This window comes from Alcaligenes sp. 1735tsa3 (assembly GCF_024134565.1).
Taxonomy (GTDB): Bacteria; Pseudomonadota; Gammaproteobacteria; order Burkholderiales; family Burkholderiaceae_B; genus Alcaligenes; species Alcaligenes phenolicus.
Genome location: NZ_CP099862.1, coordinates 1071431 through 1088853, shown reverse-complemented (window position 1 = coordinate 1088853; position 17423 = coordinate 1071431). Strand labels below are relative to the sequence as shown.

17 protein-coding genes and 1 tRNA gene are annotated in these 17423 nt (G+C 56.0%); 5 read left to right on the top strand and 13 right to left on the bottom strand.

Features of this window, described 5'->3' with window-relative positions; all coding sequences use genetic code 11:
- Positions 1-25 precede the first annotated feature (25 nt).
- Both NIZ92_RS04950 and NIZ92_RS04945 read left to right on the top strand, forming a co-directional pair.
- Positions 26-1096 (top strand): nitrilase, encoded by a 1071-nt coding sequence (locus NIZ92_RS04950; RefSeq protein WP_226348586.1) that lies wholly within the window; start codon positions 26-28, stop codon positions 1094-1096.
- Positions 1097-1307: 211 nt separating this feature from the next.
- On the top strand, positions 1308-2291 hold the full coding sequence (locus tag NIZ92_RS04945; RefSeq protein WP_254002791.1) for a helix-turn-helix domain-containing protein: 984 nt from the start codon (positions 1308-1310) through the stop codon (positions 2289-2291).
- A gap of 32 nt (positions 2292-2323) precedes the next feature.
- Here the strand turns inward: NIZ92_RS04945 and NIZ92_RS04940 are convergent, their stop codons facing one another.
- The 10 genes from NIZ92_RS04940 to cysS all read right to left on the bottom strand — a co-directional run bounded on the left by NIZ92_RS04940 (position 2324) and on the right by cysS (position 10729).
- Positions 2324-2683, bottom strand: coding sequence for a hypothetical protein (locus NIZ92_RS04940; RefSeq protein WP_254002790.1), 360 nt, complete (start codon positions 2681-2683; stop codon positions 2324-2326).
- An 89-nt stretch (positions 2684-2772) separates the two neighbouring features.
- Positions 2773-3696: a prohibitin family protein gene (locus NIZ92_RS04935; protein ID WP_080655542.1), complete on the bottom strand. Its 924-nt coding sequence runs from the start codon at positions 3694-3696 to the stop codon at positions 2773-2775.
- A complete protein-coding gene (locus tag NIZ92_RS04930) occupies positions 3686-3826 on the bottom strand; it encodes a hypothetical protein (RefSeq protein ID WP_022983530.1) in 141 nt (46 codons plus the stop codon). Before NIZ92_RS04930 ends, NIZ92_RS04935 begins: the two co-directional genes overlap by 11 nt.
- A gap of 173 nt (positions 3827-3999) precedes the next feature.
- A complete protein-coding gene (locus NIZ92_RS04925) occupies positions 4000-4560 on the bottom strand; it encodes a hypothetical protein (RefSeq protein WP_230940584.1) in 561 nt (186 codons plus the stop codon).
- Between the two features lie 417 nt (positions 4561-4977).
- A tRNA-Ser gene (locus NIZ92_RS04920) sits at positions 4978-5070 on the bottom strand.
- A gap of 60 nt (positions 5071-5130) precedes the next feature.
- The gene (locus NIZ92_RS04915) at positions 5131-6384 is read right to left on the bottom strand and encodes an aspartate kinase (RefSeq protein ID WP_022983529.1); all 1254 of its coding nucleotides are present in this window, start codon (positions 6382-6384) and stop codon (positions 5131-5133) included.
- A 167-nt stretch (positions 6385-6551) separates the two neighbouring features.
- Positions 6552-7637: a tRNA lysidine(34) synthetase TilS gene (gene tilS / locus NIZ92_RS04910; protein WP_254002789.1), complete on the bottom strand. Its 1086-nt coding sequence runs from the start codon at positions 7635-7637 to the stop codon at positions 6552-6554.
- Entirely contained in the window at positions 7630-8595 is a 966-nt protein-coding gene (locus NIZ92_RS04905) for an acetyl-CoA carboxylase carboxyltransferase subunit alpha (protein WP_022983527.1), read from the bottom strand. Before NIZ92_RS04905 ends, tilS begins: the two co-directional genes overlap by 8 nt.
- A 26-nt stretch (positions 8596-8621) precedes the next feature.
- On the bottom strand, positions 8622-9293 hold the full coding sequence (locus NIZ92_RS04900; protein WP_042483969.1) for a DNA-3-methyladenine glycosylase: 672 nt from the start codon (positions 9291-9293) through the stop codon (positions 8622-8624).
- Complete coding sequence (gene cysS / locus NIZ92_RS04895; protein ID WP_035270889.1) at positions 9278-10729, bottom strand: cysteine--tRNA ligase; 1452 nt, start codon at positions 10727-10729, stop codon at positions 9278-9280. Before cysS ends, NIZ92_RS04900 begins: the two co-directional genes overlap by 16 nt.
- Before the next feature lie 264 nt (positions 10730-10993).
- Between cysS and NIZ92_RS04890 the strand changes: the two genes are divergently transcribed.
- The 3 genes from NIZ92_RS04890 (at position 10994) to NIZ92_RS04880 (ending at position 13074) form a co-directional block, all read left to right on the top strand.
- Complete coding sequence (locus tag NIZ92_RS04890) at positions 10994-11605, top strand: tetratricopeptide repeat protein (RefSeq protein ID WP_226348582.1); 612 nt, start codon at positions 10994-10996, stop codon at positions 11603-11605.
- A 169-nt stretch (positions 11606-11774) separates the two neighbouring features.
- Positions 11775-12284 carry a peptidylprolyl isomerase gene (locus tag NIZ92_RS04885; protein WP_045931048.1) on the top strand — a complete coding sequence of 170 codons (510 nt, stop codon included), beginning with the start codon at positions 11775-11777 and terminating at the stop codon, positions 12282-12284.
- On the top strand, positions 12274-13074 hold the full coding sequence (locus NIZ92_RS04880) for a UDP-2,3-diacylglucosamine diphosphatase (RefSeq protein WP_254002788.1): 801 nt from the start codon (positions 12274-12276) through the stop codon (positions 13072-13074). The genes NIZ92_RS04885 and NIZ92_RS04880 overlap by 11 nt, the downstream gene beginning before the upstream one ends.
- Before the next feature lie 1008 nt (positions 13075-14082).
- Here the strand turns inward: NIZ92_RS04880 and NIZ92_RS04875 are convergent.
- The 3 genes from NIZ92_RS04875 to NIZ92_RS04865 are packed head-to-tail and all read right to left on the bottom strand — an operon-like array spanning position 14083 to position 17403.
- Positions 14083-14943: an undecaprenyl-diphosphate phosphatase gene (locus tag NIZ92_RS04875; protein WP_254002787.1), complete on the bottom strand. Its 861-nt coding sequence runs from the start codon at positions 14941-14943 to the stop codon at positions 14083-14085.
- Between the two features lie 26 nt (positions 14944-14969).
- Positions 14970-16553, bottom strand: coding sequence for a TerC family protein (locus NIZ92_RS04870; protein WP_035270896.1), 1584 nt, complete (start codon positions 16551-16553; stop codon positions 14970-14972).
- Between the two features lie 58 nt (positions 16554-16611).
- Entirely contained in the window at positions 16612-17403 is a 792-nt protein-coding gene (locus NIZ92_RS04865) for an inositol monophosphatase family protein (protein ID WP_035270898.1), read from the bottom strand.
- Positions 17404-17423: the final 20 nt, after the last annotated feature.

Sequence of the window (17423 nt, the reverse complement as noted above, 5' to 3'; positions counted from 1 at the left end):
GCGGATACCGCGACAAGGAGGATGTATGCAGACAAGGAAAATCGTCCGGGCAGCCGCCGTACAGGCCGCCTCTCCCAACTACGACCTGGCAGCAGGTGTTGATAAAACCATTGAACTGGCTCGACAAGCGCGTGATGAAGGCTGCGACCTGATCGTATTTGGTGAAACCTGGTTGCCAGGCTATCCCTTCCACGTCTGGCTAGGTGCGCCGGCCTGGTCACTGAAATACAGTGCTCGTTACTATGCCAACTCACTCTCGCTAGACAGTGCAGAGTTTCAGCGCATTGCCCAGGCTGCGCGAACCTTGGGCATTTTCATCGCATTGGGCTATAGCGAACGCAGCGGTGGCAGCCTGTATCTGGGCCAATGCCTGATCAATGACAAAGGCGAGATGCTATGGTCACGTCGCAAACTCAAACCCACGCATGTAGAGCGCACCGTATTTGGTGAGGGTTATGCCCGTGATCTGATTGTGTCCGACACAGAACTGGGACGCGTCGGCGCTCTATGCTGCTGGGAGCATTTGTCGCCCTTGAGCAAGTACGCGCTGTACTCCCAGCATGAAGCCATTCACATTGCTGCCTGGCCGTCGTTTTCGCTATACAGCGAACAGGCCCACGCCCTCAGTGCCAAGGTGAACATGGCCGCCTCGCAAATCTATTCGGTGGAAGGCCAGTGCTTTACCATCGCCGCCAGCAGTGTGGTCACCCAAGAGACGCTAGACATGCTGGAAGTGGGTGAGCACAACGCCTCTTTGCTGAAAGTGGGCGGTGGCAGCTCCATGATTTTTGCACCGGATGGACGTACACTGGCTCCCTACCTGCCTCACGATGCCGAGGGCTTGATCATTGCCGATCTGGATATGGAGGAGATTGCCTTCGCCAAGGCGATCAATGACCCCGTGGGCCACTATTCCAAACCTGAAGCCACCCGTCTGGTGCTGGACTTGGGGCACCGAGAACCCATGACTCGGGTGCACTCCAAAAGCGTGACCAAGGCAGAGGCTCCCGAGCCAGGTGTGCAAAGTACGGCTACCTCAGTCGCTATCAGCCATCCACAGGACTCGGACACACTGCTCGTGCAAGAGCCGTCCTGATCCCAAGAGATGACAAGGCCCGGACAGCTTGCCCGGGCCGTGATTCCTTCTGCTCCCCGGTCCTGCATCCGCGTCGTCCTGGTCGGAAATTATCGCCCCCCGCCACTCTTTCTGGTCTGGCTCAAACCAAAGATCTTGCCTGATACTTAGTCAGTCCAGTTGATCGCAGTCCCTGCCGTCAGCCTTTGGACCCACGACGGAGAGATCATCAATGGAGCAATGGTCCACCACGGCAGTTCCCGCTACCCGGCGCGCCCCCTATTGGATGGAGGCCGTCAACAAAGCTTATGTGCAGCTGGAATGCGCCGTCCCCTCCCGTTCCGCGACCCCTTTCTTCGGGGCCATTACGCGACGTGAACTGGCAGAGGTCAGCCTATCTCGTATCTCCTCGACCACCCAGACCGTGCTGCGCACGCCACTGCAAATTTCCAGAGCGTCCGAGGATATTTTTCTGCTCAGTATTCAAGTGGCAGGAGCGGGACAACTAGTTCAGGATGAAAAGATCGCCAAGCTGAAACCCGGCGATCTGGCCCTGTACGACTCCACCCGCCCCTATCAACTCCTGTTTGACCAGGACTTTGAGCAGTATGTCCTGTCTTTGCCCGGCTCCATCCTGCGCAAGCGTTTGCGCAATGCCGAAGATATGACAGCCTGCAAAATAACCAGCGCCCAATCCGGCACGGCACGCCTGCTCGCCTATATGGTGAGCGAGCTGATGGCCTGCCCGCCAACCGGCGGGCCTATTGTGGATCTATCACTTGCCGACAGCCTGGTCGGTATTCTGGTGGCAGCGCTGGCCGAGAATCTGGGCAGCCCGTCCTTAAAGGACGATACGGGAACCGTGCGGCGCGACCGGATCAAAGCCTATGTATTGGAGAATCTGCGCGACCCCGAGCTGAATATAGGCAAGATTGCCAATCGCCTGGGCCTGACAGCCAGCACTGTGCATCGCACCTGGGAAGGCGAGGCCGATTCACTGACAAACTGGATTTGGTCCATGCGCCTGCAAGGCGCTGAACAGGATTTGCGCCGTCTAGCCCATCACCACAAGACCATCACTGAAATTGCGTATCACTGGGGCTTCAGTAGCTCTGCCCATTTCAGCCGGGCATTTCGGCAGCGCTTTGGTGTGCCGCCTAAAGAGGCCCGCGAAAGTATGCGGGCCCAGGTCCAAACAAACACGATGCCTATCTGATCCGGCGGTCCGGCGGTCCGGCGATCCGGCGATCAGGCAATCGCCTTGCCGTCATTCAGAGCCAGCAGACCCTTGATCAGACGGTACAGAATCCACACGCTGACAATCACGATGGTCACAAAACCAACCAGAATCGCCATCAACAAGAAAGACAGCACCACGCCGACCAATCCCCACCAGAAAGTACGGATTTGCCAATCAAAGTGCGACTCCAGATAGGTGCCGCGCACTTCATCGCGCTTGATGTAGTTGATGATGATGGCGACCAGGGCGGTGATGCCGCCAAACATGGACAAGATGTACAGCGCGTAATTGATCAGAGTCAGATTACGCAGACTGACCAACTGGTTTGTACCGTCGCCTTGTGGGACCGGGTTCCTTTCCTCATTCATCCGTAACTCCTTGGAAAAATAAACGGTAGCGTTACCTATCCCGTAACGCTACCGAAGAAAACCTGTTCAGGTCAGTGACTGCCTGGAGATCAACGCAGTCCAATAAATGGCATGGCGGAACCGGGAACCAGACTTTCTGGCAACTTACCGTCCCATTTTTCCACCGCATTCAAATTGACCAGATTGGTATTCTGGGCCAATGCCTGGGCCCTGGCAGAAATGGCCTTGGCTTCGGCGTCACCACGCAGGCGAATACCGTCAGCTTCGGCCATGTAGCGTTCGCGCTGAGCGCGGGCTTCTGCTTCAGCCTGAACCACTTTGATTTCAGCCTGAATGGAAGCAGTTTCTTTTTGCTGGCGGGTGGTTTCAATTTGAACCTGGGCCAACATGCGGTTTTCAATCGATTGCTCGTAGGCTTTGGAGAACGACACTTCCTCAACCTGCACACCCATCATTTGCAATGGAGCGGACTCCAGGGTCACGCGCATGGCTTCGTTGATGTCAGCACCCAGCTTCTCGCGATTCTGAATCGACTGAGCAGCAGTGTACTTACCAAACACGTTCTTGATCACGTCCAGAGCCTTCCGTTCCAGCAAGCGGGCTTCCAGGGCATCGAGTGAACCGTACTCGGAGTACAGCTGAGCCACATCAGTTTCAGGTACGCGATACGTTACCGAAGCCACCATGGAGGCGGACTGCTGGTCAAAACTGTACGCCTCAAGCTGCATGCGAACCGTGTGATCACGTACCGAAATGGTACGTACCGTGTCAAAGAACGGAACCTTGAAGTCCAGGCCAGGTTCGGCCACGCGAACCAGCTTACCGTTACGCAGCACCACGCCACGTTCACCCTGGTCTACCTGCAAGAACGAGCCCATGGAGGCCACGATCAGGATCAGGAAAATAACAACCGCCGCTCCCAGGAAACCCAGTCCCTTGGAGTAGTTGGCAGTGCCACCTTCTGGCTTTGTTTTAGCAGCCAGTTTCGTAAATGGATTTTTATCAGTGCTCATCACGGCTTCCTTTATGTGGCTGACGCGTCTGGTCTTTTAATTGACGACGTTCCACCATCAGTTGCCGTATGCCTTTGGCAATCAGGTAGGCCAGCACAGCGGCCCCCAACAAAATCAAGATGATACGCATGACGCTTCAGTCTTCCCACTAGATTTCAGTCAGAGCGCAATTATCCCCGATTCCTTCTGTCACGCTCAGAAAAGAAGCGTCAAAATATGACAAATGGACAGTATTGCTGGTAACAAAACTTGAACAGACGCCATTGCGACGCCCGAGAAAATGGAAAAAAGCAGATTAGTTGCTTATTCGAGAGAAGCCAGGGCAGCGTCCAATTCAGCCAGATGAGCCTGTACCGGCGGTACATCGCTACGGGTTGCAACCAGGCGCAGAATATGGTTTTTACTGATCTGGAAGGTGCGCATCAACTGCTCCAGTTCAGCCGTGGAGTATTGGCGTGCGTTATCGCGCAAGGCCGCTTCCAGCGCATCCAGCTGCTCGTAAACCGAGTCCAGATCTTCGCGCTCCTGGATATAGAGACGGGTCAGCCAAATATGGCGTCCCACGCTATCCCATTGCTCCAGTCCGGCAAAGCCATATTTTTGCGTCAGACTGTTCAATTGACGGTAAATATCCGAACCGCGCTCGACCTGATCCACCTCCAGCATGGGTGGGAAACCGTCTGGCAGACCGCCATCCCAAACCGGCTCGCTACGCTCCACGGTTTGCAGCACCGGCAAGATTTCACCCAGGCTTTGCACATAACGAGTCACGACCTGGTCATCCAATGCCAGCTCAGTTGACGATGCCAAAAAAGGCAGGCCCATCAAGGCCATGCTACAGATACAGAGGACTCGTTTAATCATCGCTCGCCCTAAAAAACAAGACCACCCGTCTTGAACGACGTAAAACACATTGGTCGATTGTAAGCACGGGAATGACTGCTTTTCTTTGCCTGTGCCAAAAACGACACAGCCTTTTCAATCCTCAACAGTCTTGGACTGAAAAGCCTTGCGCTTTAACAATCCATGCTGTTTGAAACGCTGCTGCCAAGGACGCTCTACCGTTTCACTTCGCCTCAGTGGGCAAAATAAAAAAGTAACAATTATTTTTTGTTCTTGTGTTTGGAAAAGCGTGATGCCCGTCTTGTTGTCGCCATTACTGCCTGAACCAGGACCGGGTTTGCACAAAGCCAAGCTTGAGCGTGGGCCCGAACATTGGCGACACTATGCGTCAGACAATAAAAAAAGCCCTTGAAAACAAGGGCTTAATTTAATTCCAGCTGGCGGAGACGGAGGGATTCGAACCCTCGATACGGGTATAAGCCGTATGCTCCCTTAGCAGGGGAGTACCTTCAACCTCTCGGCCACGTCTCCAGCTCTAGGAAAGAAGTAACTATAGCATTTTTAAAAAACCAATGCAAATAGCTAAAGGGATTATTTTTCCTGATCCAGCTCGAACGTCTTGTGCAGAGCACGCACCGCCAATTCCATGTACTTGTCGGCAATAATCACCGAGGTCTTGATCTCGCTGGTGCTGATCATCTGGATGTTGATGCCCTCTTCGGACAAGGCGCGGAACATGGAGCTGGCAATACCAGCGTGGTTACGCATGCCGATACCAACGATGGACACTTTGCACACGGCTTCATCAAACACGATTTCGCCAGCGCCCACAGCCGGGCCGACCTGGTTCATCAGCAGTTCCTTAGTACGCAGCGCGTCGTTGCGGCTGACGGTAAAGGAAAAGTCTGTGGTGCCCTGAACCGACAGGTTCTGCAAAATCATGTCGACTTCGATGTTGGCCGCTGCGATGGGGCCCAGAATGGAATAGGCCACGCCGGGGGTGTCGGGAACGGCACGCAGGGTGAACTTGGCTTCATCACGGCTGAAGGCGATGCCAGAGACAACGGCAGCTTCCATTTTTTGGTCTTCCTCGAAAGTAATCAGCGTACCCGAAGACATTTCTTCTTCGAGCGAAATCATGGGGTCGGTCATGGAGGACAAGACGCGCACAGGCACCTTGTACTTGCCAGCAAATTCCACAGACCGGATTTGAAGAACTTTGGAGCCCAAAGAGGCCATTTCCAGCATTTCTTCAAAGGACAGCACTTTCATGCGACGTGCTTCGGGCACGACGCGTGGGTCGGTGGTGTAGACACCATCCACATCGGTAAAGATCAGGCATTCGCTGGCCTTCATGGCAGCGGCAACAGCCACCGCGGAAGTATCCGAGCCACCACGACCCAAGGTCGTGATATTGCCTTCATCATCCACCCCCTGGAAGCCGGTCACAACGACCACACGGCCTGCGTCCAGATCCTGGCGAATGCGGGTGTCATCAATAGAACTAATGCGGGCACGGGTGTAGGCATTGTCGGTCTTGACGGGAACTTGCCAACCGGCGTAGCTGCGGGCGGGAACGCCCTGGGCAGCCAAGGCCATGGCCAACAAAGCGCTACTGGCTTGTTCACCCGTAGCGGCCAGCATATCCAGCTCGCGTGGATCAGGCTGAATACTCAGTTCTTTGGCCAGGCCTAGCAAACGGTTGGTTTCACCGGACATGGCCGAAGGAACCACCACAACTTGGTGCCCGGCGGCATGCCATTTGGCAACCCGACGCGCCACATTCTGGATGCGCTCGATCGAGCCCATCGACGTGCCGCCATATTTATGTACGATCAGGGACATCTTTTACTCTGCATCAAAGGGCTAAGGTCTGGGATAGACACAAAACCCAACTATTCTAACGACTTTCTGTGCCCCAAGCGCAGGCTCTACCACATACACACGCAAAAAAACACATACTTTGTCGACTCAACACCATAGCCCACGCTCCTGCCACAGGCCACCCCAAACTACTTACTTGCTTGATCGGCCACCCGGCCAGCTTGCTGGTCGCCTGGACCGGCAGATTCGATCTGCACCCGGCCTCGCACACAGCGCACCAGGCTCTGTCCATGCTTCCACATCAAATTTCTGTCGTGTCCCCGGGCATGCAGCCCGCGCAGTTGCTTGAGCAGTTCTGCCAGACGCGCTTGCGTAGGCAAGCCAGCTCCCTGCTCCTGCAACCAATAACGGAGCACCAGGCTTTGCCGCGCTGGCTCCAGGCTACGCCAGGCCACCAAACTGAAACTGCGTCCTGTTTCATCAGGTTCCAGTGTCAGCCAGTCCTGGCTGGCCACACTATCCAATACTTCCTGCGTTTCGCGGCTTAGCTGGGCTTGACGCTGCAAACGGCTTTGCCAGCCCGGCCAGCGCGCGTCGAGCACAGGCGTGAGCAAATCGCGCACTGCGCCACGGGTGTAATCAGGATTGATATTGGTGGGATCTTGTACCGCATGCCAGCCTGTGGCTGCGGCAAACGCATCACTGGCTTGAAGAATAAGTGCCCTGGGCTGCTCCAGCCAGGGTCGCCAGTACTGCAATTGATCGCGCTGCATACGGGGAGCCATCGCCCCCAGGCCGGTTGTGCCCGTGCCACGCAGCAAACGCATCAGAACCGTTTCGGCCTGATCGTCTTGATGATGGGCCAGCAGTACATGCTGCAAGCCAACAAAGCGCGCCAGTTCAGCCAGGCCCTGATAACGGGCATCACGCGCGGCAGATTCCATACCATCAGCGCTTAGACGGTGAGACTGCACCTGGACCCGCAAGCTGTGACAGGGCCGCTGCAAACGCGCGGCCAAGTCATGCACATGCGCTTGCCACTGATCGGCAATGGCTTGCAGGCCGTGATGAATATGAAAAAAATGAAGTGTGACTTTGCGGCGGCTGGCCCAAAGATGGGCATGTACCGCCAGCATTGCCGAGTCCGCACCACCACTTAAGGCGACAGCGACGCAATCGCCGCTTTTGAAACTTAGGTGATGGTTAAGCGCCTCCAGCAGCGGGGGTGAGGGGCTAAAGCCCCCCAGCTGACTGGAAGGCAATGGATCAGGCACGAACTTCCTGATAACGGCCGTAGGCCAATAGACGTTCCATACGCTGCGCCAGCAGTTGTTCGGTGCTCAGGCCCGAGACCTGACGCAAGGCGTCGGCCAGGGCACGGCCCAATTGGCGCGCCATCATGGTGGGGTCGCGATGTGCGCCACCAATGGGCTCGTTGATCACGCGATCGACCAGGCCCAGTTCTTTCAGACGGGGAGCGGTAATGGCCAGGGCTTCAGCCGCCACAGGAGCCTTGTCTGCGCTGCGCCACAGAATCGAGGCGCAACCTTCGGGCGAGATCACGGCGTAGGTGGAGTATTGCAGCATGGAGACCACGTCACCCACGGCAATCGCCAACGCACCACCCGAACCGCCTTCACCAATAATGGTGGAGATGATAGGTACACGCAGTTTGGCCATGGCAAACAGGTTATGACCGATTGCCTCGGACTGGCCACGCTCTTCAGCGCCAATACCAGGGTAGGCGCCGGGAGTATCAATGAAGGTAAAGACAGGGATACCAAATTTTTCCGCCAACCTCATCAAGCGCAGGGCTTTACGGTAGCCTTCGGGGCGCGGCATGCCAAAGTTGCGACGGGCGCGCTCTTTGGTATCACGACCTTTCTGGTGACCAATCACCATGCAAGGCGTACCGTTGAAACGAGCCAGACCACCCACAATTGCCAGGTCGTCCGCATACATGCGATCGCCATGCAGTTCGTGAAAGTCCGAGAAGATCTGGTTTACATAGTCCAGGGTGTATGGACGTTGTGGATGGCGAGCAACCAGGGCCGTTTGCCAAGGCGTGAGCTTGGCGTAAATGTTCTTGGCCAGCGTCTGGCTTTTTTGCTGCAGACGGCTGAGTTCCTCTGAAATATCCACAGCGGAATCAGATTGCACATAGCGGAGCTCTTCGATTTTGCCTTCGAGCTCGGCCAAAGGCTGCTCAAATTCCAGGAATGTATTTCGCATGTCGGTTCTTAAGGTTTAGGCCTAATTTAATATCGTACCGCAACTGTGTTCAGACTGCGCCACAGATGCCAGGTAGCCACCGTGCACCACGGTGCCCACGCTTGAGCAACTTCACGCGCCTCGAACCGGGAGACCGGCTCGCCGCTGAAATAGTGCTGAGAGATTGCCTTGAGCAGGCCCGCATCATCCAAAGGGAGAACATCGGGTCTGTGCAAGTTGAAAATCAGAAACATATCAGCCGTCCAGCGGCCTACACCACGAATGGCGCACAGGTCCGCAATAACGGCTTCGTCAGACAGGGACTGCCATGCCTGGGGGTCGATTTTACGAGCATCAAAGTGAGTCGCCAAATCAACAATATATTCGGCCTTGCGTTTGGGCAAACCCAAACCGTGCAGGGCCTCGTAACCCAGTTCCAAAATAAGTTCAGGCGAGAGCGCCTGGCCACAGCCGTCCAGCAGTTTGCGCCACAGCTGATCCGCCGTACGCGAGGCCAGTTGCTGGCCCACGATGGAACGCACCAAGGTGGTGAAAGCCGGTGCCTGATGTTGCAGCCAGTAGTCGCCATGCTGGGGGATGAGCTTGCGCAAGATACGATCGCGCTTCATCAGCTGGGCGCACGCGTCGTCCCAGTAATCAGGTTTGCCCACCAAACGAACTTGAGGGCCGGATTGAACGCCGCTTAGGCCCTGCGCCATTGTGTTGCTCCACCTGGCCGATCTTCCAGCTCTACGCCCTGCTCTTTAAGCTGCTCACGGATGGCGTCGGCGCGCGCAAAGTCGCGATTCTGTTTAGCCTGGCCGCGTTCCGCCAGAAGCTCGTCAATCTGGGCGTCGCTCAAGGAGTCGGCACCGGCCACGCTGGCCGCCTGACCAAAGCGTGTGCTGGCGCGCCAGTAGACGGCGGGGTCCACTTGCAACAGACCAATCACGCCACCCAGAGCACGCATCAAACCGGCGGCCTGCGCATCCTTGTCGCGGTTGGCTTGGCCAGCCAGCTCAAACAGAACGGCAATAGCACCGGCAGTATTGAAATCGTCATTCATGGCTTCGGCAAAAGCCAAAGCGGGGCCTTGAGTCCAGTCAATTTGGACGTCGGCGGCAGGAACGTGTTGAAGGGTCTGGTACAGACGGTCCAAAGCCTGCTGAGCATCGCGCAGATTATCTGGTGCGTAGTTTTGCAGGCTGCGGTAATGGTTGCGCACAATAAAGAAGCGCAACATTTCAGCTTCACGCGGGTTGGCGATGTAGCTGCTTTCTTCGTCGGCCAGACCTTCGGGCGCCACGGTATCGCGGATGCGACGGAAATTGCCCAGGGACTTGGACATTTTCTCCGAGTCCACCATCAGGGGGCCGCAGTGCATCCAGACATTGGCCAACTGACCGCCAAAGGCGCCTTCCGTTTGAGCAATTTCGTTTTCGTGGTGAGGAAACTTCAAGTCCGGGCCACCACCGTGAATATCCAGTGGCAGGCCCAGCAGCGCCTTGCTCATGGCCGAACATTCGATGTGCCAGCCCGGACGGCCCAGGCCGTAGGAGGACTCCCATTTGGATTCGGCGGGTTCGTCTTCTTTAGCCGACTTCCACAGCACAAAATCCAGAGGGTCACGCTTGGCCGAGTTCAGGGCAACACGCTCACCGGCACGCAGATCATCCAAAGAGCGACCCGACAATTTGCCGTAGCCGGGGAACTGACGCACGGCGTAGTTCACATCACCGTCTTCGGATTGATAGGCCAGGCCGTTTTCTTCCAGCTTGGCAATAATGCCCAGCATATCGGGCACGTGCTGCGTGGCGCGTGGTTCCGAGTCAGGGCTTTGCACACCCAGGGCCTTTTCGTCGGCATGCATGGCGGCAATATAGAAGTCCGTTACCTGAGACATCAGTTGCTTGCGCTCGACGGCACGGCGGATGATCTTGTCATCAATATCGGTAATATTGCGCACATAGGAGACGCGATAGCCGCTTGCTCGCAACCAGCGCTGCACGATGTCAAAGCTGACCAGCATACGAGCGTGTCCCAGGTGACAGAAGTCGTACACCGTCATGCCACAGACGTACATACGCACGTGGCCCGGTTCAACCGGAGAAAACACCTCTTTAGAGCGTGACAACGAGTTATAAATGCGCAACATGGCCTGTAATCGTCATAAAATCGGAACCTTGTGCCAGAACAATTGCCCTTGGATCAGGTTCCGTATTTCCCGCCCGGCAAGAGGCAAGGTTAGAATGATGGTCAATAAGTATAGCAAGCAGACCTCGTTAAAGGCAGCAATCTACCAACCTTCCTGGTCTTCAAGCCAGATTTTATAGGCGCCCCCTCTGTGTTCAGTACACCTAGACGGACTCGGTTTCTCGCTCCTTGCACCCTGGCCCTTTTTCTGGCCCTGGGTCAAAACGTGAGCGCCCAATCCCTGCCCGATTTGCCCCCGCCCAGTGCGCGGGTGAACGATCCCTTGCTGGATATCGCTCCCGAACCTGAACGTGGCTGGAAGGGTCTGGCCCGTGCTCTGGACGTGCTGGCCCCCAGCGTCGATACCTCTTTGCCGCTTAGCGCCGCTGAAGTCAGCCAGCGCATCAGCACCTTGATTGCCCAGGGCCGTCATGCCGACGCCTTGCAGGCGATCGAAAAACAGCTGGAGCAACGCAAGGACCGGGGCGAGCCCGGTGCCAATGTGCAGTTGCTGTTTTTGAAGGCACGCGCCCTGTCGGCCAGTGGTGACCACAATGGCGCCATCAGCCTTTACCAGAACATGACCACCTATTACCCGGAGTTGCCCGAGCCCTGGAATAATCTGGCGGCCGAGTACATTGCGCAGGACAAGCTGGACCTGGCCCTGGAAGCCCTGAAAATGGCTTTGACCGCCGATCCCTCCTACGCACTGGCCCGCGCCAATATGGGTGAAGTCCAACTGATGCTGGCCAATGACACCTACCGTCAGGCCGCCGCCAGTGGTGTGCCCAAAGCAGCCCAGCGTGCGCAACAAACTGGCCAAATTCTGCAACAATAAGATTTTTCTTTGACTGGGTTGTCCCTATCTTATGTTTGCAAGCACATTTCAATGGTGTGATCAGGCTCGCAGCTTGCGCACCCTGCTTATTGCTGCCTGTATGGCTATGCCTATGATGAGCAGTCCGGCTATGGCAGCAGATTCTTCCACTTCTTCTGAAGGCACTTCTATGAGCACCTCTCCACGCGTCCAACTGCAGACGAACCAGGGCACCATCCTGATCGAACTGAACGCAGAAAAAGCCCCCAACACCGTAGCCAACTTTGTGGACTACGTGTCCAGCGGTTTTTACGACGGCACCGTGTTTCACCGTGTGATCAACAACTTCATGATCCAGGGCGGCGGCTTTGAGGCCGACATGAAGCAAAAAGCCACCAACGCTCCTGTCAAGAACGAAGCCGACAACGGTTTGAAGAACGACAAGTACACCCTGGCCATGGCTCGCACCTCCGACCCACACTCGGCTACGGCTCAGTTCTTCATCAACGTGGCTGACAACGACTTCCTGAACTTCACCGCTCCTACCGCCAATGGCTGGGGCTACGCCGTATTTGGCCGCGTGATCGAAGGCATGGACGTGGTCGACAAGATCAAGACCGTGCGCACCGGCAACAAGGGCTTCCACCAAGACGTGCCCGTTGAGGACGTCGTTCTGGAAAAAGCCACGCTTGTCGAATAAGCTCACGCTTGCGGGCAACATCTGGATTGCCGCGGACCTGCATCTGGGTCCGGACAATCCAGACACCGTCCAGGATTTCCTGCAGTTTCTGCACTCCGCCCAGCATCAAGCTCATGCCTTGATCCTGGGCGGTGATATTTTCAATGCCTGGATTGGTGACGATCAAATCGCCCACCCTGCTCCCTGGCTTGCTCAAGTCAGTGAGGCGCTGCGCACATTCGCGCAGCAGCATCCGCTGTATCTGATGCGCGGCAATCGCGATTTCCTGCTGGGCCAAACCTACGCCCGCCATGTTCACGCCACGCTATTGCCTGATCAAGTCGTTCTGGATACTTCTGCCGGCCTGATTCTGATGTCGCACGGCGACGAGTACTGCCTGGACGATCTGGCCTATCAACGCTTTCGCCATTGGGTACGCAAACCCTGGCTCCAGAAACTCTATCTGGCCTGCCCTTTAAGCTTGCGTCAGCGTATTGCTGATTCAGCCCGCGCCGGTAGCCAGCGCGGCAAGCAATACAAGTCCAAAGACATCATGGATGTGCAGCCTGCAGCTATTGTGGCAGCCTGCGAGGCGCATTCTGTGCAGGCCATGGTTCATGGCCATACACATCGCCCTGCAGTACATGACATTCCCGGCTTTGAGCCGGTACGCCGCTGGGTACTCCCGGATTGGGAGTCTGACTCCTCGGAAGGAGGACGACGGGGCGGCTATATCAGCATTGAAGGTGTACAGCTCTGCCTGCACCAGTGGGGGCAAGAGGATCAGTGTCAGACACTGGGACCTCAGTAAGAGTGACTTCACCTACAGCCAGCTAGGTTTAAGCTCCACGTCTTTTTATACCTTCTTGCGATAAAACCTGTTTTTCTTCACACGGTGCTGGTGGCAGGAATCAAGGTGGCTGCATAAGCATTTTTGAGGGGGCAGTTGGGCTCGACTTGGCGGGTCTCCGGCCCGTGCTGCGCACGGGTTCCCTGGTCTCTTGCGGTATCCAGGCGCCCTGTGAACTCGCGGGGTGGTTCGTCCCCCGGACGAACCACAAGCGCCCCGCTCAAACAGCACAGGGCTTGCATCCTGGATACTGCAAGAGCCTGCGGCCAGAGCCCTGACTCGCCCGTCGAGCCCAACTGCCCCCTCAAAAACGCAAAAGAGACCGTGATTTTTGCCAACAGGATACTTTCGCTCGCGGCAACCAAAGCGGACCACCGAAGGCTGATCTCGTGCCCGAACACCGACTCTTGGCACCATGAGCAGCAAGGCTGCTTGTCCCTTCCTCACTTTGAGCCTCTCGGTTCGTCTGCCCCGGTATCCGGGCGGTTCAGACTGCTTGCCGCAGGCGGTGTTCGGATACGGGGTGCAAGCGCCCTTCTGTTTGAGCGGGGCGCTTGTGTCTTGTCCGGTGGACAAGACACCCCGCGAGTTAAGGGCGCGCCCGTATCCGAACACCGACCAGGGTACCGGTGCGCAGCACCGGCAAGTAGTCAGCCCGGATACCGGGGCAGACGAACCGAGAGGCGTCTTGCTGAGACCAAGCTCCCTTCAATAAGCAGCAGCGTATCGAAACCGAACCAGGCCAGACCAAATGACAGGCGACAAACCCGCTATTTGCCAACAAACCCTTGAACACAATAATCACCAAAAAAGTGCCTATCAAATTGGTACATCGCTAGATAAGCAGACAGATAGGTAGGTAAAGTATGTGCGTGAAAAGACGACATTTACCGAGCCTCCCTGAAAAGAAAAATCCCCGCTGGCAGATCAAGCAAGCGGGGATTTCAAAACATCTTAGGCGGCAAAGGTCTAAGTCATCAGCCACACTAACAATACTCCGCCCAACGCAATCCGATACCAGGCAAAAGGACGATAGGTGCGACTGGACACAAAGCGCAGCACCGCCTTCACCAGGAACAAGGCGCTAAAGAAAGCAGCAACAAAGCCCACAATAATCGCGGTGCTTTGATCTGCACTCAAGGACGCACCGTTGCGATACAGGTCATAAACCGTAGCAGCCAGCATGGTTGGCATGGCCAGGAAGAAAGAAAACTCCGTGGCGGTCTTGCGCTGAATACCGGCCAGCATGCCGCCGATAATAGTGGCGCCCGAACGTGAAGTACCTGGCACCATGGCAATACATTGGGCAAACCCCACCACCAAAGCCTGCTTCCAGGTGATCTCTTCCAAGGCAAAGGCGGTAGCCTTTTGCGAGGTGGCGGTTTCACTCTGATCCAGCTCTGACGTGTTCTTCGCGTACTGCGGTTTGCGCTCGACCCACAGCATCAACAAACCACCCAATACCAGCGTGAACACAAACACAATCTGGTGATGGAACAAGGCTTTAACGTACTGAATCGTCAAGGCACCAATAACGGCAGCGGGCAAAAAGGCAATCAGCAGATTGCGAGTGAACATCAGCTCGGTGCGATCACCGCGCAAGACCCCGGTGATCAGCTGAATCAAACGGGCGCGAAAAATCCAGATCACGGCCAGAATCGAACCAAACTGAATGACAACCTCGAAGACCTTGGCATCGCCGGACGAAAAATCAATCCAGGAGCCCAGGATCAGCAAGTGCGCCGTACTGGAAACCGGAATGAATTCCGTGATGCCCTCAACAATCCCCAGAAACAGGGCTTTCAACAAATAGAGAGTTTGCTCAGTCATGTTGTCCGAATCAAAGCCAATAAAAATTAAGACGCCAGAAATGGATCGATTTGTTCATCATCGTATGGCACACGTTCCAGGCTGACCTGCGAAATGCGACGCCCTTCCAGCTCTTCCACCTTGAAGCGATACACCGCATCGCTTTGCTCAAGCACACACACATCGCCCACCTTGGGCAATTGTCCGAAACGCGTCAGCAGATAACCGGCCAGGGTGGCATATTCTTCCTCTTCATCCACCAGACCATCCACACCCAGCATCTGTTCCAGATGATGCAAGTCGGTGGAGCCGTCCAGGAGCCAGTGGTCCTGAGACTCCTGGACAATATCGGGGGTTTCGTCCTCGCTGGGGAAGTCGCCTGCAATCGCCTCGAAAATATCCAAAGGCGTCACCAAACCTTCAATAGTGCCGAACTCGTCCGTCACCATGACCAACTGCCCGCGGCTTTGCTTGATGGTTTCCATCAGGTCCAAAATCCCGATGGACTCATACACAAAAACCGGCTGACGCAATTGGTCCAGACGGATATGACCATGAATCAGCAGGTCTGCCAGTAACTCTTTGCTTCGACCAATGCCAATAACCTCATCAAGCGAACCGCGACACACTGGCACCATGCTATGGGGTTCATGTGTCATCTTTTCGCGCAGGACCTCAGGATCGTCCTGCACATTCACCCAGGTAATCGCATTGCGCGGCGTCATCACCGAATGCACGGTACGTTCGGACAAAGTCAGCACACCACTGACCATATTGCGTTCTTCCTGACCGAACACCATTTGCGCCGCCGCACCGGGCAGATCCGGCCCGATGGCCGTTTCACCGGAAGCGGGACGCTTGCCCAACATGCGCAGCACAGCCTCGGCCGTACGCTCACGCATGGGACGACCAGCCTGCAGCATACGCAACTTGCGACGCGCCAGCTGATTGAACATTTCGATCAGGATGGAGAAGGAAATGGCCGCATACAGGTAACCCTTGGGTACATGTACGCCAAAGCCTTCCACCAGCAAGGAGAAGCCGATCATCAACAAAAAGCCCAGGCACAGGATCACCACCGTGGGGCGACTATTGATATAAGCCGTCAAGGGTTTGGAAGCAACCAGCATGATGCCAATGGCAATGACCACCGCCGCCATCATGATGGGCAGGTGCTCGACCATACCCACCGCAGTAATGACCGCGTCGATGGAGAACACGGCATCCAGCACCACGATCTGCGCCACGATGACCCAGAAGCTGGCATACATGCGCGAGCCGGAAGCATGAGCGCTGCGGTTCTCAATACGTTCGTGCAGCTCCAGTGTGCCCTTGAACAGCAGGAAAAAACCGCCCACGATCATGATCAGATCGCGACCTGAGAAATCCAGGCTGAATATGGAGAACAAAGGATCGGTCAGCTGCACCAGATGAGACATGACCGTGAGCAAGCCAAGGCGCATCAGCAAGGCCAGTGACAGGCCCAGCACACGAGCCCGGTCGCGCTGCGCCGGAGGCAGCTTGTCGACCAAAATTGCAATGAACACCAGGTTATCGATGCCCAGCACAATTTCCAGAACTACCAGTGTGAGTAACCCAACCCAGGCGGTCGGGTCCATCAACCACTCCATCTCAGCTCCTTGGCGCTGTGATTAAAAGAACACCCCGGCAATGCCGGGGTCTAGGTTCTTAATCTTGCAGGTGCGACAGCATCTGAATAAAGATCTTCGGACTGGCGGCAATCACATTGCCAGTCTCTTTCCAGGTTTGTTCGCCTTCAAAGTCGCCCACCAGACCGCCGGCTTCGGTCACCAGCAAGGTGCCGGCAGCCAGATCCCAGGGTTTAAGGTTAACGGCGCAGAAGCCATCCAGACGACCTGCAGCCACATAAGCCAGATCCAAAACCGTTGCACCCACGCGACGCACGGCAGCACATTCGGCCAGCATATCGGCAAATGGAGAGGTGGGTTTCACGCCTGCACCCGAATCCGGCACGTGTGCACCGATCAAGGCATCGTGGTAACGGGTCTGGCCCGAGACACGAATACGACGGTCATTCAGGAAGGCACCACCGCCACGGCTGGCCGTGAACATTTCATTGCGGTTGGTGTCGTAAATAACGGCATGGGCAGCCTGGCCACGGTGCATCAAGGCAATCGAAATTGCGTAGCACGGAAAGCCGTGGATAAAGTTGGTGGTGCCATCCAGAGGATCAATGACCCACTGATATTCGGGAGTACCTTCGCCTGCGGGTTCCAGCGGTGGGCGCTCGCCCGTTTCCTCGCCGATAAAACCGTGGTCGGGGTAGGCTTCGCTCAACACTTCAATGATGGCTTCCTCTGCTGCGCGATCCACTTCCGTGACATAATCTTTAGGGCCTTTACGCGCAACCGACAGGTGCTGGAGGTCCAGACTGGCGCGAGAGATAATGGTGCCGGCACGGCGAGCCGCCTTGATGGCGGTATTGAGCATCGGGTGCATGGAAATTCCGTTTTTTTAAC